Annotated in this window: 15 protein-coding genes; 4 read left to right on the forward strand and 11 right to left on the reverse strand. The window is 53.6% G+C overall.

From position 1 onward, the window contains the following. Positions 1 to 87 precede the first annotated feature (87 nt). The 7 genes from EHN07_RS20060 to EHN07_RS20090 all read right to left on the reverse strand — a co-directional run bounded on the left by EHN07_RS20060 (position 88) and on the right by EHN07_RS20090 (position 8,798). Positions 88 to 1,560: a pyridoxal phosphate-dependent decarboxylase family protein gene (locus EHN07_RS20060; protein WP_124025792.1), complete on the reverse strand. Its 1,473-nt coding sequence runs from the start codon at positions 1,558 to 1,560 to the stop codon at positions 88 to 90. Positions 1,561 to 1,578: 18 nt separating this feature from the next. Further along, positions 1,579 to 2,964 carry a diaminobutyrate--2-oxoglutarate transaminase gene (locus tag EHN07_RS20065; RefSeq protein WP_124025764.1) on the reverse strand — a complete coding sequence of 462 codons (1,386 nt, stop codon included), beginning with the start codon at positions 2,962 to 2,964 and terminating at the stop codon, positions 1,579 to 1,581. Between the two features lie 564 nt (positions 2,965 to 3,528). Continuing rightward, on the reverse strand, positions 3,529 to 4,521 hold the full coding sequence (locus EHN07_RS20070) for a zinc-dependent alcohol dehydrogenase family protein (protein WP_124025765.1): 993 nt from the start codon (positions 4,519 to 4,521) through the stop codon (positions 3,529 to 3,531). Positions 4,522 to 4,660: 139 nt separating this feature from the next. Then, entirely contained in the window at positions 4,661 to 5,563 is a 903-nt protein-coding gene (locus EHN07_RS20075; protein WP_124025766.1) for a LysR family transcriptional regulator, read from the reverse strand. Between the two features lie 66 nt (positions 5,564 to 5,629). Continuing rightward, positions 5,630 to 5,953, reverse strand: a complete 324-nt coding sequence (locus EHN07_RS20080) for a YdbL family probable chaperone protein (RefSeq protein ID WP_124025767.1) — start codon at positions 5,951 to 5,953, stop codon at positions 5,630 to 5,632. Positions 5,954 to 5,958: 5 nt separating this feature from the next. Continuing rightward, positions 5,959 to 6,159: a YnbE family lipoprotein gene (locus EHN07_RS20085; RefSeq protein WP_124025768.1), complete on the reverse strand. Its 201-nt coding sequence runs from the start codon at positions 6,157 to 6,159 to the stop codon at positions 5,959 to 5,961. Beyond that, entirely contained in the window at positions 6,156 to 8,798 is a 2,643-nt protein-coding gene (locus EHN07_RS20090; RefSeq protein WP_124025769.1) for a YdbH family protein, read from the reverse strand. The genes EHN07_RS20085 and EHN07_RS20090 overlap by 4 nt, the downstream gene beginning before the upstream one ends. Before the next feature lie 212 nt (positions 8,799 to 9,010). Here EHN07_RS20090 and EHN07_RS20095 point away from each other — a divergent pair, with 212 nt between their 5' ends. Continuing rightward, positions 9,011 to 10,000, forward strand: coding sequence for a 2-hydroxyacid dehydrogenase (locus EHN07_RS20095; RefSeq protein WP_124025770.1), 990 nt, complete (start codon positions 9,011 to 9,013; stop codon positions 9,998 to 10,000). 150 nt (positions 10,001 to 10,150) lie between these two features. Next, positions 10,151 to 10,576 carry a heat shock protein HslJ gene (gene hslJ, locus EHN07_RS20100; protein ID WP_124025771.1) on the forward strand — a complete coding sequence of 142 codons (426 nt, stop codon included), beginning with the start codon at positions 10,151 to 10,153 and terminating at the stop codon, positions 10,574 to 10,576. Here the strand turns inward: hslJ and EHN07_RS20105 are convergent. Then, on the reverse strand, positions 10,573 to 10,839 hold the full coding sequence (locus EHN07_RS20105; RefSeq protein ID WP_124025772.1) for a putative hemolysin: 267 nt from the start codon (positions 10,837 to 10,839) through the stop codon (positions 10,573 to 10,575). The genes hslJ and EHN07_RS20105 overlap by 4 nt on opposite strands. Before the next feature lie 290 nt (positions 10,840 to 11,129). Here EHN07_RS20105 and nifJ point away from each other — a divergent pair, with 290 nt between their 5' ends. Together nifJ and paeX are read left to right on the forward strand one after the other, a co-directional pair. After that, entirely contained in the window at positions 11,130 to 14,660 is a 3,531-nt protein-coding gene (nifJ, locus tag EHN07_RS20110) for a pyruvate:ferredoxin (flavodoxin) oxidoreductase (protein ID WP_124025773.1), read from the forward strand. A gap of 174 nt (positions 14,661 to 14,834) precedes the next feature. Continuing rightward, positions 14,835 to 15,788, forward strand: a complete 954-nt coding sequence (gene paeX, locus EHN07_RS20115; protein ID WP_124025774.1) for a pectin acetylesterase PaeX — start codon at positions 14,835 to 14,837, stop codon at positions 15,786 to 15,788. Positions 15,789 to 15,849: 61 nt separating this feature from the next. Here the strand turns inward: paeX and yncE are convergent, their stop codons facing one another. The 3 genes from yncE to EHN07_RS20130 form a co-directional block, all read right to left on the reverse strand. Continuing rightward, positions 15,850 to 16,911, reverse strand: a complete 1,062-nt coding sequence (yncE, locus tag EHN07_RS20120) for a 7-bladed beta-propeller protein YncE (protein WP_124025775.1) — start codon at positions 16,909 to 16,911, stop codon at positions 15,850 to 15,852. A gap of 107 nt (positions 16,912 to 17,018) precedes the next feature. Beyond that, positions 17,019 to 18,458: an aldehyde dehydrogenase gene (aldA, locus tag EHN07_RS20125; protein ID WP_124025776.1), complete on the reverse strand. Its 1,440-nt coding sequence runs from the start codon at positions 18,456 to 18,458 to the stop codon at positions 17,019 to 17,021. Positions 18,459 to 18,664: 206 nt separating this feature from the next. Further along, on the reverse strand, positions 18,665 to 19,609 hold the full coding sequence (locus tag EHN07_RS20130) for a sugar-binding transcriptional regulator (RefSeq protein ID WP_124025777.1): 945 nt from the start codon (positions 19,607 to 19,609) through the stop codon (positions 18,665 to 18,667). Positions 19,610 to 19,779: the final 170 nt, after the last annotated feature.

A 19,779-nucleotide genomic window follows, 5' to 3' on the forward strand; every position in this document is an offset into this window, starting at 1 on the left:
TCTTTGTCAGCAACCTCAATGGGCGGTTAACCCGCCCACTCTATTGGTCTAATAAATATCCTCCGGCCATGCCGGAGGGCATTTATTTTAGCTAACCAGCAGTGGCTGCGCGGTTTTCTCCACCAGCGCCAGCAGGACTTTAATATCCTCAAGCGTCACGGTTGGGTTCAGCAGCGTCAGCTTCAGGCAGGTCACGCCGTTATGCTCGGTCACACCGACGTTTGCACGGCCAGAATCCAGCAGCGCATCACCGATTTTCTGGTTGAGCAGCGCGATAGCCGCATCGTCGCTGGTGGCCAGTTGCTCAGGACGGAAACGGAACAGCACGCTCGCCAGCTGTGGCTTCATCACCAGTTCCAGTGAAGGTTGTTCCGTCACGAACTGCGCCACTTGCTGCGCAAGCGTTACGCCGTGATCGATAATCGCCGCGTATTGCTTCTGTCCCAACGCTTCCAGCCCCATCCACAGTTTCAGCGCGTCGAAACGACGGGTGGTCTGCAACGATTTAGACACCAGATTGGGTACGCCAGCGGCTTCATCGAACTCAGAGTTCAGATAAGCCGCCTGATAGCGCATCAACTCGTAGTGGCGTGCTTCTTTGAGCAAGAAAGCACCGCAGCTGATGGTCTGGAAGTATTGTTTGTGGAAGTCCAGAGTGATGGAGTCCACTAACTCAATGCCGTCCAGATAGTCGCGATACTTCTCGGACATCAGTAACGCGCCGCCCCAGGCTGCGTCAACGTGCACCCAAATCTGGCGCTCTGCTGCAAGGCTGGCGATTTCACGCAGCGGATCGATAGCACCCGCGTCGGTGGTACCGGCGGTGGCCACGATCGCCAGGATCTGCTCGTCGTTTGCCTGAGCCTGAGCCAGCTTCTCGCGCAGATCGTTAATATCCATGCGCGCGAATTCGTCAGTTTTCACCAGGGTGACGGACTGATAACCAAGGCCCATCAAAGCCATGTTCTTCTGCACGGAAAAGTGCGCATTCTCTGAACACAGAACTTTAATTTTGCGCAGGTTACCAATCAGACCATCCTGCTGAATGGAGTGCCCCTGACGGGCAAAGAAGGCATCACGCGCCAGCATCAGCCCCATCAGGTTACTTTGGGTACCGCCGCTGGTGAATACGCCTGCGTCGCCTGCCTGGTAACCGACCTGAGCACGCAGCCATTCGATCAGCTTCATCTCGATGATGGTCGCAGACGGGCTTTGGTCCCAGGAGTCCATGCTCTGGTTAGTGGCGTTGATCAGCACTTCTGCCGCCTGGCTTATCACCAGGCTTGGGCAGTGCAGGTGCGCCACACATTGCGGGTGGTGCACTGACAGGCTGTCTTTTAAGAAGTACTCAATCGCACGTTCAATCGCTGCCTGGTTGCCCAGGCCCTCGGCGTTAAAATCGAGCTGAATGCGTTCACGCAGCTCAGCAACGGATTTGCCCTGGTACATTTCAGGCTGCTGTAGCCACTGCACCACCGCAGCGCTGGTCTGTGCGATCGCCTGCTGATAGGCTGCGGTACTCTCCGCAGAGCCTGCCAGAATCGGGTTTAGTTCAGACATCGTGGTCATTTACTCCACTCAGACAGGCTTGATGCCGGCCGCTAACAGCGCCTGCTCAAACTTATCGAGGAAAATAGCCAGCTCATCATTAGTGATAAGCAACGAAGGTAACAGACGCAGTACCACGCCGTTACGACCACCACGCTCCAGGATCAGCCCGGCTTTGAAGCAGTTTTTCTGCAGCAGCGCGGACAGCTCAGGATCCGCCGGGTAGCAACCCATGTGATCTTTCGCTTCGTTTGGTTTCACGATCTCAATACCGATCATTAAGCCCAGACCACGAACCTGACCAATCACCGGGTAACGTTTTTGCAGCTCAGCCAGTTGGCCTTTCAGCCATTCGCCCTGGGCGGCAACTTTGTCAGCAATCTTGTTTTCGGTCAGATGCTTAAGCGTAGTCAGACCGGTTGCCATCGCCAGCTGGTTACCACGGAAAGTGCCGGTGTGGTGACCAGGTGACCATGCATCAAACTCTTTCTTAATACCCAGAACAGCCAGAGGTAAACCACCACCAACCGCTTTAGACATCACAATGATGTCCGGCTCGATACCCGCGTGTTCGAAGGCGAACAGTTTACCGGTACGGCAGAAGCCAGCCTGGACTTCATCGACGATCAGCAGGATGCCGTGTTCTTTGGTGACTTTACGGATGCGCTGTAACCACTCGACCGGTGCCGGGTTAACGCCGCCTTCACCCTGAACCGCTTCCAGAATGACCGCCGCAGGTTTGCGCACGCCACTCTCAACGTCGTTGATCAGGTTTTCGAAGTAGTAAGTTAATGCTTTCACGCCGGCGTCACCACCAATGCCCAGCGGGCAGCGGTACTGGTGCGGGTAAGGCATGAACTGCACTTCTGGCATCATGCCGTCAACCGCTTCTTTCGGCGACAGATTACCCGTTACCGAAAGCGCGCCATGAGTCATGCCATGGTAGCCGCCGGAGAAGCTGATGATGCCTGAACGGCCGGTCACTTTCTTAGCCAGTTTCAGTGCGGCTTCAACCGCATCCGCACCGGATGGGCCGGTGAATTGCAGGCAGTACTCTTTACCCTGCGCAGGTAATAAAGAGAGCAAATATTCTGAGAACCGATCTTTCAACGGCGTTGTAAGATCCAGTGTATGTAACGGCAAGCCGCTGGTAATGACGTTTTGGATGCTTTGCAGCACGTCAGGATGGTTATGTCCAAGTGCAAGGGTACCTGCACCGGCCAGGCAATCAAGATATTGATTATTATCAACATCAGTGATCCACACGCCGTTGGCCTGCGCAATTGCTAAAGGCAATTTACGGGGATAACTTCTGACATTCGATTCAAATTCAGCTTGTCTCGCTAAATAGGTTTCATTGTTACCATTGAATGAATTAGCACCTAAACTATCAATACGGACTTTATCCGTCATCATATCTCTCCCACAACGCCCGGTTCGTTAACCAGCCGTTGAATTAATGAATGTAGAAAATCTAACCACCATAGAAAAAACGCCGCCAATATAGGTTCTTTTTCTTCGCTACTCAATATTTTATTTTGTTAATGTCCGTATGTTGTGCTGATGTTTTTATCTTGTGCTTATTTTATGAAAATCAGTACATTAAGCGTTCAGCAGTTTCTTGTGCTGAATAACTATGTTTTTTAGCTGTTAAATCTGAAAGGTGTCGTTTTTAAATGATAAAACCTGAGTCGCAGCAAGAACAACCGCAACGCAAGAGAGGCATTGAATGAGAAAAGAGGAAAAAAGCGCCATTCCGGGTCGTTCAGGGCGATAACGGCTCAATCCCCGGGGCTCAGTGAACGGGCTATTGATGCTTGTTGCTAAAGAATTATTCATCCTTCGCGCTGCTATGATTTACTTTCCATCTGGCCTGCGTAGCGGCATTAATTTGGTCGCCAAATTCCGCTCAGGCCATGATTTGTTATTAAGTCGGTAAACCTATCCCCTGCCCCATCAAATGAAGCGAGGGGAAATATATTATTCAATGGTTACAATGATTTTGCCTACCTGACCATTTGCTTCCATATAGCGATGCGCATCTGCAATATCTTCGAGCCTGAAGGTTTTATCGATTACCGGTTTCAGCTTGCCTGAACGCAGACCTTCTGAGACGAAGGATTTCGCCCGCGCCATTTTTTCCGCGTCGGTGGTGATTTCGAACAGCTCATAGCCGCGTAGCGTGAGATGTTTACCGAGAATATCGAATACAGGCACCAGCATGTCACGGCTGTCGAGCGCGCCGTACTGGAAGTACATGCCCTGTGGGGCCATAATTTTAGTCAGCTTTGCCACATCCGGGCCGCCAACCGGATCAAATACCATGTGAACACCTTCGTTATTTGTCGCCCGGTTGATTTCAGCCACCATATCCTGCTCCGCAGTAGCGATAACAGCAGCTGCGCCTGCTTTCAGAAGCATCTCGCGTTTTTCGCTGGTTCGGGTCAGGGCAACAGGTTTTGCGCCCAACATATTCGCTATCTGAATGGCTGCCAGGCCAACGCTGCTTGATGCTGCGCGGATAATAATATTCTGCCCGGCCTGCAGGTTACCGTATTCAATCAGCGCGCCGTAAGCTGTTACGTACATCATCCAGCTGGCAGCAGCTTCTGCAAAAGATAAATTGTCAGGATGTTTCACCACAGCGTGCACCGGCGCATTAACAAGTTCACCGTACATGCCGTATTCGTTAAACATGAATGAAGGGATCACGCTGACCAAATCCCCCCGGGCAAAACCTTCGACATTCTCACCAACAGCCTCAACCACGCCCGCAGCTTCATACCCCAGGCGTGCCGGGAATTCGGGGTCAATCACGTACTGACCATTGCGGTACATTATTTCAGCGCGATTAAGACCAATGGCATGTACGCGGATCTGGACTTCTCTGGCCGCAGGCGCCTGCACTTCTACATCAATAACTTCCAGAACTTCCGGGCCGCCGGTGCGGTTAAACGTGACAACTTTAGACATATTTGGATCTCATCAGTTAGCGGTATATACCGTGGACGATATACTCGATTCATCTGCCAACAATCTACGTGGTTATAACCCGGGTAAAAATAGCCGCTGAGGAATTTCAGTGTTATTCATTCGATAACAATCGATCAGTTTAAGCCGTTCTGCGGGCAAAAATTTCGCTGAACCAGTCGATAAAAACGCGTACCTGGGGGGAAAGATAGCGCCTGTCCGCATACATCACCGACACCGGTTTGGAAACGGAAGGGTAGTGCGTCAGGATTTCTTCAAGCTCGCCGGAAGCAATATGCCGGGCAAGGGTGCCATAGGACGCCTGGATAATACCCAGCCCGGCCAGGCCACAGGACAGCAGAATATCAGAGTTATCAACCAGCATGCTGCTGGGCGGGCGCCGCGAAACAATCACACCATCCTCGATAAACTTCCACTCCATCGCCTCACGGCTGCGATCGCTGAAGAAGTTAACCGCCCGATGCTGCTCCAGTTCTGCCAGTGTTTCCGGCCGTCCGTGTCGTTGCAGATAGGAAGGAGCAGCACAGGTGACCATTCTGATCTCCCCGAGACGCCGGGAAATAAAGCTTGAATCCTGTAACTCACCCAAACGCACCACGCAGTCCACGCCTTCGGCGATCAAATCGGTTTTTTTATCCGATGAAACCAACACTATTTCAATATCGGGATACAGGGACTGGAACTGCGTCAGATGGGGAATGATAAGGGTATGAGCCAGTGCCAGCGGGACATCAAGCCTGAGCCGTCCACGCGGTGGCAGGGTCGATGAAAAATTGGCCATCATGCCATCAACTTCAGCCAGAACCTGTCTGGCGCGCTGGTAAAACTCGTCGCCTTTAGCCGTAATGCTCAGCTTGCGGGTGGTACGATGGATGAGCTTTACTCCGAGGTCGTTCTCAATTTGCTGTATTGCTTTACTCACTGCCGGGCGGTGCAGCTGCAGAATATCAGCGGCTTTGGTGAAGCTGCCCTGTTCAACGACCTGTATAAAAATGCTAATATTTTCAATCATGTTAGAACGCATATAGCCACCTGAACCACCACCGCTGCCAACTGTGCCGATCGATTTCCCTGAAACGCGTCGGGGAAACTATTTTTTCATCCATTGCCCATTAATTCCGCGCACATATTCTCCAGGCTGGGCACGCTGCACCAGCTTCTGCCCTGCCAGTTCGGCCACCTGATTGACCGGGATATTATTGCTATCGGCAAGCTGCTGGTAATGCTGCGCCCGCGCCTCATTAATCCTCTTCACTAGCGCCTGCGTCTGTGCGTCTTGTTTTATGGGGGCGATATAGCCGCTTAACGTCTCCCCTGCCCGCCCCTGCAGGCGGGCTTCGGTCAGCGTTAGCGCCGCAGCCTGTTGGCTTAGCAACAGCGCTGCCAGCAGAATGCTGTTCACGATATTTTTCATCACGCTTACTCCTGGCCGAATAAATCACTGCGGCTTTTCAGCAACGTTTCAACGTCTTTATCCACTTTAATATGAATTTCATGCTCAATTTTGACATTCATATTAATGGTGATAGGTTCTTTCGGCGCGGCCACTTCAATGCGCGGCGTACAGCCGCTTAATGTGCCAATGCCGGTTAACAGCAGCATAACAATGCCGAGTTTCATTGTGTTTCCTCACAAGTTTTATCGCGCGTCTGACAACGTTCATCCGGCAGTTCGGTATGTTGCTCAAGCCAGGTTTGCAAATTATCCCCGAAACGCAGGCTACGCCATAACGTAAAGAGGTTCTCCTGATGGCGATAATTCAGCCGCACCGCATTCCTTTTCCCTGCCACCTGGCTTGTGCCCTGCACATTTGCCCGCAAAGTTAATTCCCCAAGATTATCTAAATCGATATGGGTCCAGCTATGGGAGATTTCCATATAGCGTAACCAGTTAACCGCAACGCCTGCGGCAATATTGTTCTTAACAATGGCATCCGCCATGTCCTTATCCAGTCTTAACGTCAATGGCCCCGGGTTGGTAAGCCAGCCATCTTTAACGACCCACTGGGGGTGGTTAAGCCACAGCGGCAGCGCGCCGTTCACCCGGCCGGAGAGCGTAAACTGTTTCGGATTCACCGCCGTAATCAGCTCGCTCGATGAAATATTTTCTAAGCGCAGTAAGGCGGCATCCCGTTGCGGCATGCGCAGCTGTTGCAGATGAAGTTTTCCGCCCAGAATATCGGCATTCACATTACTGAGCATCAGCGGCTGCGCTTCGCTCCACGGGTACCAGCCTTCGAGATCGGCGGTGAGATTGGTCGAGGTGAACTGGTTTTTAATTTCGGCGATGCGCAGCGTGACTGGGCCGTCTGTTCCGAGGTGCCAGGTGCTGTGGCCGAAACGGAACGGCAGCACAAAATCGACACCGTTAATCTGGTTATCCGGCAGCCACACGCTGCCGCTCTTCACCACACCATGCCCGCCGGCTGCAAAACCTTGCCCGGCAGCGGCGGAAAATGCGACCTGCGAATAGAGCGATCCCTCTTTTAACAGCATTTTCCAGGCACCGGGGATCAGCGGCTGGAATACCGCCAGCTCTTGTTGTGGCCACCACGCATTCCCACGCAGACGCGCACCATCCCAGCGACCATTCACGCGTACCGGACCAATCGCTCCCGCGTGCAGCTCCCCTTTATACTGGAACGAAGCCGGATCTTCCCCCGTTACGCTGAAGGTTAATACAGAAGGCGGTAAGGTGCTGCCGCCGCTAAAAGTGGTTTCCCCGGCGTTGAGGATAAAAGAGCCGTCAAAAGAAGGTGCCGTTTGCGAGCGCTGCCAGTGCAGCGGCTTTTCAAGCTTTAAGCGCGGCTCGCTGACCAGCATTGAACCGTAAGCCAGCTTATCAAAGCCGGTGGAAAGCGAATGGAGCTCAACGATGCTGTCGCGCCACTCACCCTGCCCGCCTACGTCCCATTTGGCCTGCAGCGGCGTGAACTCGCCGTTGCCCCAATATTTCCAGCGCCACAGGCCCGCATCGGGTAAAAAGTCGTCCGCTTTGCCATCGAGATGCAGCACAAAATTGCCCATCTGGTTTTCATGCGCGCGCACTATCGCCCGTAAGCGCCCGTCAACGCCGCGTTGGGTAACGCTGACGCCCGCCAGCGGCCAGCGAACTTCATCAACATCCAGAGAATCGATGACGCGCCCGCGCGAGCGCAGCAGCGCCCCGGGGCGGAATAACAGCTGCGGATCGACAATTGCCCCGCTAATTTCACCCGGCAGTACCGCATAAAACACCATGCCATCTTGTTTCGCCTCGCCGGTTAATTGCACCGGTAGGACGCTATGGGTCATGCTGAGTTTTCCCGGGCCGATATTTAACACCGCGTTGGCTTTGCCTGCGCGGCCCTGGGTAATAGCGTTCAAGCGCCCGCTTATCAGGGCATTTTCCAGACCCAATCGCCAGTCATCCACCCGCAAAGCTATACCGCCGCGCAGTGGAAAACCTGCGTATGGCCAGAACCACTGCCCGCCGTTGATTTCAAAAATCTTATCGCTAATGGTCCAGGGTAAAGAGACCAGTGCTTCCGGCTCATCAGGCCGCGTCACCGCGAAAGTACCCTGTTCTTCATTCCAGTTCAGCTCGACATCCACCGCTGCCGCTTCTTGTGGAATACGCAATTTGGTGGCGAGATGGCCCTGCTGGGGCAGTTTGTCCGTGAGCGGCGGCAAGGTAATGGTGCCCACCAGCTCAACGGGGTCTATCCCTGCAAGCGCCTGAACTTTTAATTTTTTAAGTTCCAGTACCTGCCCGTTTAGCCGCGCATCAACGCTGAGCAACGGGCCTTTATAATGCAACGCTTGCTGCTGCGGGGAGAGCGTCAGGCGTAAGCCACCGGAGAACAGTTGCCAGGGCGTGATATTAACCTTATCTATAGTTAACAGGCTTTCAGGCAGTAGCGATTGCCATTCTGCCAGGGTGCGCGGCGCGGCAGGCGCGGATTTATTCGGCGGGATGTGACTCAGGCAATCAACGTTAAAATTGAGCGAATCCAGATGAAGACGCCAGCGCTTAGGGTGGCTGAGCGTCGCGTCTTTAATCACCGCCAGTTCACACTCCCCGGCAAAATAGCGCAGATCGGGGATCATCACCGCGCCACGCGTCAGTCGTGGGCTGGCTTCCATGGCGACGCTTGTCCCCTGCGGCAGCCAAATTCCTGCGAGGGTCGGCAGCCAATGGGCTATAGTCATCAATAGCGTTAACGGCAGCAGAATGAGTATCAGTACCAGCGCAATAATGGCTTTATATCTACCCTTCATGGGTGGTTAATATCCTGATTCAGCGACAATTTAAGCCGACGTAGGCGATGATTCTTACATGATTTGGACCGGGCGTGAAGGTCATGTCTGGTTTAAGCGTAGCTAACTTCGCGTCGGCCGCTGCGTTTGAATGCTGAAAATAATTTTTAAGATTTGTAAGAAATTTTGAGGCGTGGTAGTTTTACTTTAATATCATTCTGGAGATAAGTCTCATGAAACTGGCAGTGTATAGCACAAAACAGTACGATAAAAAGTATCTGCAGCAGGTTAACAATGAATATGGCTTTGATCTTGAATTTTATGACTTCCTGCTAAGCGAGAAAACAGCGAAAACGGCTCACGGCTGTGAAGGGGTCTGCATCTTCGTTAATGACGACGCCAGCCGTCCGGTACTCGAAGAGCTGAAAAAACAAGGCGTAAAATTTATCGCGCTGCGCTGCGCGGGTTTTAACAACGTTGATCTCGACGCGGCTAAAGAGCTGGGTTTGCCTGTCGTCCGCGTTCCGGCCTACTCGCCCGAAGCGGTGGCAGAGCATGCCGTGGGCATGATGATGTGCCTGAACCGCCGTATTCACCGCGCCTATCAACGCACCCGCGACGCGAATTTTTCACTGGAAGGGCTGACCGGTTTTACAATGTTTGGCAAAACCGCGGGCGTGATTGGCACCGGGAAAATTGGTATTGCCGCGCTGAAAATATTAAAAGGTTTCGGGATGCGCCTGCTGGCGTTTGATCCTTACCCAAGCGCGGCGGCGCTGGAGCTTGGCGTGGAGTATGTCGATTTACCCACGCTGTTTGCACACTCAGATGTCATCTCCCTGCACTGCCCGCTAACGCCTGAAAACTACCATTTGCTTAACCGCGCGGCGTTTGAGCAGATGAAAGATGGCGTGATGATTATCAACACCAGCCGTGGCGGGCTGATTGACTCACAGGCCGCCATCGAGGCCCTGAAAAATCAAAAAATTGGCGCGTTAGGGATGGACGTCTACGAGAACGAGCGCGATCTGTTCTTTGAAGATAAATCTAATGACGTTATCCAGGATGATGTCTTCCGCCGCCTCTCCGCCTGCCACAACGTGCTGTTTACCGGCCACCAGGCATTCCTGACCGCGGAAGCGTTAATCAGCATTTCCCAGACGACGCTGGAAAACCTGCGTCAGTTAGAAAACGGCGAGTCCTGCGTTAACCAGGTTAGCTGACTGCGTATTAACGCCCTCACCTTAACTCTCTCTCCCTCAGGGAAAAGCAGGGATGAGGGGGGGCTTTAAGAATATCCTTATAAAAATGAGCTCTAATTTTGATATAGTGTCGCCAACTCATTGAAGAAACGAATAACTTAGGGAAAAGAGATGAAAAAATTAGCGTCAATTGCTCTGGCTGTCATGGTGCTCGCGGGCTGTGCGCAACCTGGTGATAAATCGACCCTCACCGCCGGGGATCTGCAACACCACCGCTATGTGCTGCAAAGCGTCGACGGCAAACTGCTGACCGGCATTGAGCGTATGCCGGAGCTGAGTTTTGGTGAAAACATGCATCTATCAGGCGCGATGTGTAACCGTTTTATGGGGCAGGCTACGCTTGAAGGCAACACGCTGAAAGCAAAAGGGCTGGGAATGACCATGATGATGTGTGCAGAGCCGCAGCTTAACGGCCTGGATAGCATGATTAACGACATGCTGAGCGCAGGGGCGAAAGTGGATTTAGCGCCACAGCAGCTGACGCTCAAAACCAGCCAGCATACCTTAGTTTATAAGCTGGCTGAACTGGTCAACTAATAGGCGCCACATGTTCCGGCGGCAAGCGCGTTTTCACTACAGCGTTTGCCGTTCGGCATGGCGCACATGCCAATAGCCGAGCCATCCAGCTGCCGAGCCACGCTCAGCGTCCCTCCTACCATGGCACAACTCGCCTGCCCTTGATTTGACATCGCCGCACGCATACCCGGCGGAACGTGAGCCGCAGTGGCCTGTTGCGGTGGTTCATTACTACATGCCGACAATAATATTGCCGCACAACCGGCTAAAAACACAGCGCGCATGACTCTTCTCCCCCTGAACGTTGCAAAACCCAGGAATCATAAGCGCTGGCGTCCTGTTACGTCGAGGGTGCAAAGAGATAAAATATGTATGATTTTGCAACGGCGATCGCTTTATTGCGCAAAACATCACCACCCGCCTCTTTTCAGGACCTCAATCAAAGCGCTATCCAGCACACAAAAGCGAAAATCGCCTTTTGCAGCCTTTGCTAGTATTAACAGACTATTCTTCGACTCGCGCAGCCAGGCGGGTCTTTTCGCTTGATTATTTTGCGCAATGTAAGGGTGTCTTCATGATCACAACCGACGGCAATAGCGCGGTCGCTTCCGTGGCATTTCGCGCCAGTGAAGTCATGGCCATCTACCCGATAACGCCCAGCTCCACCATGGCCGAGCTGGCTGATGCCTGGTCCGGGGACCACCGCAAAAACGTGTGGGGCGATACGCCGCGCGTGGTAGAAATGCAGTCTGAAGCGGGGGCTATTGCCGCGGTGCACGGCGCGTTACAAACCGGGGCGCTCGCGACCTCCTTTACCTCATCGCAGGGTTTACTGCTGATGATCCCAACGCTCTACAAGCTGGCCGGGCAGCTAACGCCGTTTGTCCTGCATGTAGCCGCACGCACCGTCGCTACCCATGCGCTTTCCATCTTTGGCGATCATTCGGACGTTATGGCAGTGCGCCAGACCGGCTGCGCCATGCTGTGTGCCAGCAGCGTACAGGAAGCCCAGGACTTCGCGCTGATTTCTCACATCGCCACCCTGAAAAGCCGGGTGCCGTTTATTCATTTCTTTGATGGCTTTCGCACCTCGCATGAGATCAACAAAATTGTGCCGCTGGCGGACAGCACCCTTCTGCAATTGCTGCCGCAAAAAGAGATTGATGAACACCGCGCCCGCGCGCTGGATCCTGATCATCCGGTGATCCGCGGGACCTCCGCCAACCCCGATACCTATTTCCAGTCCCGCGAAGCCAGCAACCTGTGGTATGACGCGGTGAATGAGCACGTTGAACAGGCGATGGACGGCTTTGCCGCCGCCACCGGCCGCAAGTATCGCCCGTTTGAATACTATGGCCACCCGCAAGCCGAGCGCGTGATTATTCTGATGGGTTCCGCCATCGGCACCTGTGAAGAGGTAGTGGATGAATTACTGACGCGCGGCGAACAGGTCGGCGTGCTGAAAGTGCGTCTGTTCCGCCCCTTCTGCGCCAATCGTTTACTGGAAGCGCTGCCAGAAAGCGCGCGTCAGATCGCGGTGCTCGACCGCACCAAAGAGCCAGGCTCGCTTGCAGAACCGCTCTATCTCGATGTGATGACGTCGGTTGCCGAAGCCTTTAGCCGTGGCGAGCGCGAAACGCTGCCGCGCGTAATTGGCGGGCGTTACGGTCTGTCATCGAAAGAGTTTGGCCCGGATTGCGTGCTGGCGGTGTTCAACGAACTAACCCAGGCGAAACCGCGCCCGCGCTTTACGGTGGGGATTTACGACGACGTCACTAATTTATCCCTGCCGCGACCGGAAAACACCCTGCCCAACCGCGCCAGACTCGAAGCGCTGTTTTATGGCCTGGGCAGCGATGGCAGCGTGTCCGCAACCAAAAACAACATCAAGATTATCGGTAATTCAACGCCGTTTTATACCCAGGGTTATTTCGTCTACGACTCGAAAAAAGCCGGCGGCCTGACGGTTTCGCATCTGCGCGTCAGCGAACAACCGATTAATTCCACCTACCTGATTGATAAAGCTGATTTCGTTGGCTGCCACCAGTTGCAGTTTATCGACAAATATCAGATGGCCGAACGCCTGAAACCCGGCGGCATTTTTCTGCTTAACACGCCCTATGGTGCAGAAGAAGTGTGGCACCGATTGCCGCAAGAAGTTCAGGCGGTGCTGAACCAGAAAAAAGCGCGTTTCTTCGTGGTCAACGCGGCGAAGATCGCCCGCGAATGCCAGCTTGGAGCGCGTATCAACACCGTCATGCAGATGGCGTTCTTCCATCTCACCCACATTCTGCCGGGCGACAGCGCGCTGACTGAGTTGCAAGGTGCGATTGCCAAAAGCTACAGCAGCAAAGGCCAGGAACTGGTTGAGCGCAACTGGCAGGCGCTGGCGTTAGCGCGTGAATCGCTCGCGGAAGTCACGCTGCAAGAAGTCAACGAAACCAGTCCGATGCGCCCGCCGGTAGTTTCCGATGCCGCACCGGATTTCGTCAAAACGGTAACCGCCGCCATGCTCGCAGGGCTTGGGGATGCGCTGCCTGTTTCAGCATTGCCGCCGGACGGCAGCTGGCCGATGGGCACCACGCAGTGGGAAAAACGCAATATCGCTGAACAGATCCCCATCTGGAAACCGGACATCTGTACCCAGTGTAACCACTGCGTGGCCGCCTGCCCGCATTCGGCGATCCGCGCCAAAGTGGTGGTGCCGGACGCGATGGCAAACGCTCCTGCCGCGCTGCAATCGCTGGATGTGAAATCCCGCGATATGCGTGGGCAGAAATACGTGTTGCAAGTGGCACCGGAAGATTGCACCGGCTGTAATTTGTGCGTGGAAGTGTGTCCGGCGAAAGACCGCCAGAACCCAGAAATCAAGGCCATCAATATGATGTCGCGCCTTGAACACGTTGAAGAAGAGAAACAGAACTACGATTTCTTCCTCCAGCTGCCGGAAATGGATCGCACCAGCCTCGAGCGCATCGACATCCGAACTTCGCAGCTGCTCCAGCCGCTGTTTGAATATTCCGGCGCATGTTCCGGCTGTGGTGAAACGCCGTACATTAAATTACTGACGCAGCTGTATGGCGACCGCATGCTGATTGCCAACGCCACCGGCTGTTCATCAATTTACGGCGGTAACCTGCCCTCAACGCCCTACACCACCGACGCCTTTGGTCGCGGCCCGGCGTGGGCCAACTCGCTATTTGAAGACAACGCCGAGTTTGGCCTGGGATTCCGCTTAACCGTCGATCAGCACCGCGCCCGCGTGATGCGTCTGGTGGATAAATTTGCTGACCAACTGCCCGCCGAACTTAATGAGCAGCTTCACGCGCAAGCCACACCAGAAGTACGCCGAGAACAAGTTGCGGCACTACGCCAGCATCTGGCTGATATCGACGACCCGGATGCGCGCCAGCTAATGACCGACGCCGATGCAATGGTGGATAAATCAATCTGGCTGATTGGCGGCGACGGCTGGGCGTATGACATCGGTTTTGGCGGGCTGGATCACGTATTAAGCCTGACCGAAAACGTCAATATCCTGGTGCTGGATACGCAATGCTATTCCAATACGGGCGGCCAGGCCTCGAAAGCAACGCCGTTGGGCGCGGTGACCAAATTCGGCGAGCACGGCAAGCGTAAAGCACGCAAAGATCTCGGCGTCAGCATGATGATGTACGGGCATGTTTATGTGGCGCAGATTTCGCTTGGCGCGCAGCTAAACCAGACGGTGAAAGCGATTCAGGAAGCGGAAGCCTATCCCGGGCCGTCGTTGATTATCGCCTACAGCCCTTGCGAAGAGCACGGCTATGACCTGGCGTTAAGCCATGATCAGATGCGCCAGCTCACCGCCACCGGTTTCTGGCCGCTGTACCGCTTCGACCCGCGTCGTGCCGATGAAGGGAAACTGCCGCTGGCTCTGGACTCGCGCCCGCCGTCTGATGCGCTGGCCGATACGCTGATGAAAGAGCAGCGTTTCCGCCGCCTGAATGCGCAGCAGCCGGAAGTCGCCGAGCAACTGTGGAAAGAGGCCGCCGTCGATTTGCAAAAACGCTACGATTTCCTGGCACAAATGGCCGGGAAAGCGGAAAAAGCTGATAGCGATTAACCGCTAAACTTCACGCTCATCAGTCATCTGGTGAGCGTGAAGCTTCTGTCAGATAAACTTCAAAACAATATTTCAATAATATTGCGCCACTGATTCATAAATGAGCACTCCATCCCTTTTCTGAGATTAACGGTATGTTATATCTGCGTTAATTACGCTAAAAAAGGAAAGGTTATGTCAGGTCGTTCCCTGCTCGCTACATCCATTTTACTGTCCATGAGCGGTGCCGCATTCGCGCTGCCTGAATTTCCTGTCTGGCCGCAAGGTGAAGCGCCTGGCGCTAAAAACAGCCCAGTGCGGGAAGAAACCGTTGACCGGCGTAAAGACGGCGGCCTTGCTGACCGAGCCGTCACGGGGATCCGCACGCCCACCATCACCGCATATTTACCGAAGAAACCCAATGGCATTGCGCTGCTGGTCACGCCTGGCGGCTCCTATCAGCGCGTGGTGCTGGATAAAGAAGGCAGCGACCTGGCGCCCATTTTCAACGCTCAAGGCTACACTCTGTTTGTAATGACATACCGGATGCCCGCGGACGGACATGCAGAAGGCGCCGACGCCTCACTGGCGGATGCACAGCGGGCAATACGAACGCTGAAAGCCGACGCGAATAAGTGGAAAATCGACCCACAGCGCATCGGGGTACTGGGATTTTCAGCGGGCGGTCATGTGGCGGCAAGCCTTGCCACGCGCTATAACGAAACCGTTTATCCGGCTCGCGACGCGGTAGACCAAATCAGCGCGCGCCCGGATTTCCTGGCGTTGATGTATCCGGTCATTACCATGCAGGAAAACATCGCCCATCCAGGTTCGCGCAAGGCATTAATTGGCGAGCAGCCACCGGCCGGGCAAATTAAGAAATATTCCCCGGAGATGAATGTAACAGAACAAACTCCGCCGACCTTTATCGTTCACGCGGTGGATGATCCTTCGGTGCCGGTTGATAACAGTCTCGTGATGTTTAACGCGCTGCGTGCCCACCATGTGCCAGTGGAAATGCATCTTTTTGAGCACGGTAAACATGGTTTTGGCATTCGTGGCGCAGCTGGGTTACCTGCCGCCAGCTGGCCAGAATTGCTGATGAACTGGGTTGAAGCTTTGCCCACTTCCGGGGTAAAGGGTGGATAACACCACCCCGAGTTTTTTTGTCTGTCGGGTAAGCTCCGCGCCGCCCGACAATTTTTGAATCTTACTTAAAGCTAATACGCACGATATCATCCGGGCTGGCTGGCTCTTTTTCACGGCTGCCCGGCTGTTTCACGCTGACAAACAGCTGCTGCCCGTCAGGCGACAGTGCGAGGCTGTTTGGCAATGCCGGCGTGTCGATGGTTTCCAGCACCTTGTAGCTTTTCGCATCAATCACGCTGACTTTACCGGCTTTACGGTGCGTCACATAAATCTCATTACGCACCGGGTTAAACAGCACATCCAGACCCAGCGGCACATCCACTTTGCTCAGCACTTTGCTGGTTTTGGTATCCACAACCAGCAGCTGCGGTGTCTTAGAATCGCTGACGAACGCGCGGTTATTTGCACTATCCAGTGCAATATTCAGATAAAAATGCTCGCCTTCGGTTTCCAGCTTAGTACGCGAGACAACTTTGTCCGTTTTGCTGTCGATAACGATAAATTCGTTGTCAGCGTTGGTCATGTAAATGCGTGATGCTTGCGCATCAATCGCCAGTCCCGTCGCCATTTTACCGAGATCTTTAATGGTATCGCGCAGCGTTAACGAGTCACCGTTAATGACCCACAGCACGCTGGATTCACCCAATCCGCTCATATACAGCGTATTGGTTGCTTCATTCACCACTAGCTGGCGCGGCATTAGCGGACGCGTGGTTTCAGTGCGTTTAGTTTCATCCACCACCAGCGTCTTAATCACCTCACCCGTTTTGCTGTTAAGCGCCGTCACCGCGCTGCTGGTGGTGTTGCCGAGAAACAAAGTGCCAGTGGTTTTGTTGAGCGCCACACCGAACGGTTTCAGGTTGTTATGGATCGCCTGAGTCACTTCGAGCGTTGCCGGATCAAGCCGATAAACCACCCCGCCTTTGTCCATTTTACGGCTCTGGGACGTAGCAACATACAGCGCAGATTGATCCGCACTGTATGCCATTTCATACACACCTTTGCCAACGGGTTTTCTTTCCACCGTGAATGAGGCATCAGCAAACAGAGAAGTGGAAAACAGCAGGCTGGAAAGCATTAGCGCGGGCAACACAGATAAACGGGTTTGTGGTAAAGCAGACATAAATATCCTTATCAACAGCAGGTGGATATCTTTAGCTAACAGAACGTTAGCTAAAGACCGGAGCAATGTTGATAATTATTATCATTTATAAATGAGAAAGTAAATCATTACACCTGCAAATAGACCATCTGCGTCTGCAGATACTCGTTCAGACCATGACGCCCGTCGGCGCCGCCAATTCCTGATTTGCGCCAGCCCGCATGGAAGCCCTGCATCGCCTCAAAGTTTTCCCGGTTGATGTAGGTTTCACCAAATTTCAGCCCTTTGATGGCTTTCATGGCGGTGTTTAAATCACGGGTATAGACCGACGATGTCAGGCCATAGTCGCTGTCGTTCGCCATTTCCAGCGCTTGCTCCAGCGTTTCAAACGTCGTGACAGGCAGCACGGGACCAAAGGTTTCGTCGTGCATAATCGCCATTTCCTGACGCACATCCACCAGCAGCGTCGGCGGGTAGAAATACCCTTTTCCTTCCGGCGCTTTGCCGCCCAATACCACACGTGCGCCTTCGCTTACCGCATGAGCGACTTTCTGCTCCACGCGCTCAAGTGCGGCGGCGTTAATCAACGGTCCCATCGACACATCGTTACGCTCGCCCGTATCGCCAAAGCTCACCTGTTTAAAGGCTTCGCTCAGGCGAGTAATAAATTCGTCGTAAATGCCTTTTTGCACATACACACGTTCCGCGCAGTTGCACACCTGCCCGGTGTTAATCATGCGCGAGTCGACAATCGCTTTTACCGCGATATCCAGGTCGGCGTCTTCCATCACGATAGCGGGCGCTTTACCACCCAGTTCGAGGCAAACTTTGGTGATGTTTTTAGCCGCAGCGGCCATGATTTTCTCGCCCGCGCCAACGCTGCCCGTCATGCTGACCATCGCCACTTTCGGGTTGCCCGCCAGCTCCTGGCCAACCGTTTCGCCGCGCCCCAGCACCAGGTTAAACACCCCTTTTGGTAACCCGATATCATGAACAATTTCTGCAAAAGCGATGGCGTTATTCGGGGTAAATTCGCTTGGTTTGATGACGATAGTATTGCCGGTGATTAGCGCTGGCGCGAGTTTGCGGGCAATCAGGAAGAACGGGAAGTTCCACGGCAAAATCCCGGTTGTCACGCCTAATGCACGTTTGAATACCAGAATATTTTCACCCGGACGGTCGCTTTGCAGGATTTCGCCTTCGTAACGGCGCGCCCATTCAGCCATGTAATCGAGATAATCGGCGGTGAAAGCCACTTCAACTTCCGCCAGCTGTTGGGTTTTGCCGCCTTCGGCAACAATCAGGGCGCTTATTGCCTGCGCACGTTCCCGAATACCCGCAGAAATTTTACGCAGCCAGCCCGCACGCTCAATGGCGGGTAACGCTTCCCAACCGGCCTGGGCTTTTGCCGCGGCATCAATCGCATCACGCGCCTGCTGCGCGCTACCGTCAGGAATGCGCGAAATCAGCGCTTCAGTGGCAGGATTAATCACATCAATCCACTTCTCGCCCTGCCATGGAACAAATTGACCATCTATATACATCGGGTGTTGTACAGGTGCTGTCATGACCGGCTCCTTTGCGTTCGCTGTTTTGTTTATGTAAAGCAGTTGTGAACACTTTAGATAGCAAAAACGGCCATTCGGGCAAAACGGTCATGAAATGTGATAGCACTCAATAAAAACAACACAAAAGAAGCAATTTAGCTACATATGTGAAACATAAAAGTGACCGTTTTCAACGTGGACGGATGAAAACGGTCATCCGCAGAGCGTTACAGCAGCTGGCTGGCCGTTGGAAAATCCGTGATCAGGACGTCAATGTATCCCCCCAGCAGCGCCCCGCGAATGGCATTGGCTTTGTCGTTGCCCCCCGCCAGCGCCACCACATGCGGGCAAGCACGAACCTGGCTTAGCTCCATGCCGATAACCGGATCTTCTTCTGTGCTCAGAACCGGCTCCCCCCGGGCATTAAAATAATGCAGGCAGATATCCCCAACCGCACCGCGTTCGGCCAGCGTTTTAAGCATCGCTTCGCCGTAATAGTTACCCGAATTTTTCAGCAGTTGAGAAGGTTCAAGATCGCCGATACCGAGAATTGCCATATCCACTTCGGCAAATTTGTTCACCACTTCGGCAACATCATCGCTGGCCACCAGTCTTGCCCGTTCTTCAACGGAATGTTCAATACTTTGAGAAGGTAACAACCAGGCCGGGCAACCAAGCTGTGCGGCCAGGTTTTGCGTCAGAATCGTCGCCTGCACGTTGCCATTGGGCCCCACGCCGCCCAGCAGTTGAATCACGCCACGCGCTTTTATGCTTTGGGGATGCAGTTCATCAACCATGGCGCGAATGGTTGTACTCCAGGAGGAGATACCCACAAGATCGTTTGGTCGTAACCGCGTTTCAACGTAATGCGCCGCTGCACTACCAATCGCATGTTTGATTTGCATAGCCGCTGCGGATTCGTCAACATCCACCACAATCGCCTGGCGAATGCCGTACTTTTTCTCCAGCGCCTGCTCAAGAGAGAGAAAAATATTGGCGGGCTGAATCACGCTGATTTTTACCACCCCCTCTTTCTGGCAGCGGGTAATGGCACGCGATACAAATGACTGTGACAGCTGCAATAGCCCGGCGATTTCTGACTGCTTCATCCCTTCAACAAAATAGAGTGTCGCAATCTTGACCAACAAACGTTGTTCATCCTGCTTTGACATAAGCGCCTCCTGATTTCCTTTCTGTATTTTTATGCAAGCCTGCATAAATAACAAGGCAGCTTTCCTTTTGCCGCTTAACTGTACAATTTGTGATCGCATCCGCCTTTTTATGATTTTTCTGTCCTCCACATGGACAGAACCATCGGTGGGGCATATCGTTACATTGAATA

This window comes from Buttiauxella warmboldiae (assembly GCF_003818135.1).
GTDB classification, from domain to species: Bacteria; Pseudomonadota; Gammaproteobacteria; order Enterobacterales; family Enterobacteriaceae; genus Buttiauxella; species Buttiauxella warmboldiae.

Coding starts and splice junctions, on each gene's coding strand:
- EHN07_RS20060 (WP_124025792.1), bottom strand. CDS start 1,560: ATGTCTGAACTAAACCCGATTCTGGCAGGCTCTGCGGAGAGTACCGCA.
- EHN07_RS20065 (WP_124025764.1), bottom strand. CDS start 2,964: ATGATGACGGATAAAGTCCGTATTGATAGTTTAGGTGCTAATTCATTC.
- EHN07_RS20070 (WP_124025765.1), bottom strand. CDS start 4,521: ATGTCTAAAGTTGTCACGTTTAACCGCACCGGCGGCCCGGAAGTTCTG.
- EHN07_RS20075 (WP_124025766.1), bottom strand. CDS start 5,563: ATGCGTTCTAACATGATTGAAAATATTAGCATTTTTATACAGGTCGTT.
- EHN07_RS20080 (WP_124025767.1), bottom strand. CDS start 5,953: ATGAAAAATATCGTGAACAGCATTCTGCTGGCAGCGCTGTTGCTAAGC.
- EHN07_RS20085 (WP_124025768.1), bottom strand. CDS start 6,159: ATGAAACTCGGCATTGTTATGCTGCTGTTAACCGGCATTGGCACATTA.
- EHN07_RS20090 (WP_124025769.1), bottom strand. CDS start 8,798: ATGAAGGGTAGATATAAAGCCATTATTGCGCTGGTACTGATACTCATT.
- EHN07_RS20095 (WP_124025770.1), top strand. CDS start 9,011: ATGAAACTGGCAGTGTATAGCACAAAACAGTACGATAAAAAGTATCTG.
- hslJ (WP_124025771.1), top strand. CDS start 10,151: ATGAAAAAATTAGCGTCAATTGCTCTGGCTGTCATGGTGCTCGCGGGC.
- EHN07_RS20105 (WP_124025772.1), bottom strand. CDS start 10,839: ATGCGCGCTGTGTTTTTAGCCGGTTGTGCGGCAATATTATTGTCGGCA.
- nifJ (WP_124025773.1), top strand. CDS start 11,130: ATGATCACAACCGACGGCAATAGCGCGGTCGCTTCCGTGGCATTTCGC.
- paeX (WP_124025774.1), top strand. CDS start 14,835: ATGTCAGGTCGTTCCCTGCTCGCTACATCCATTTTACTGTCCATGAGC.
- yncE (WP_124025775.1), bottom strand. CDS start 16,911: ATGTCTGCTTTACCACAAACCCGTTTATCTGTGTTGCCCGCGCTAATG.
- aldA (WP_124025776.1), bottom strand. CDS start 18,458: ATGACAGCACCTGTACAACACCCGATGTATATAGATGGTCAATTTGTT.
- EHN07_RS20130 (WP_124025777.1), bottom strand. CDS start 19,609: ATGTCAAAGCAGGATGAACAACGTTTGTTGGTCAAGATTGCGACACTC.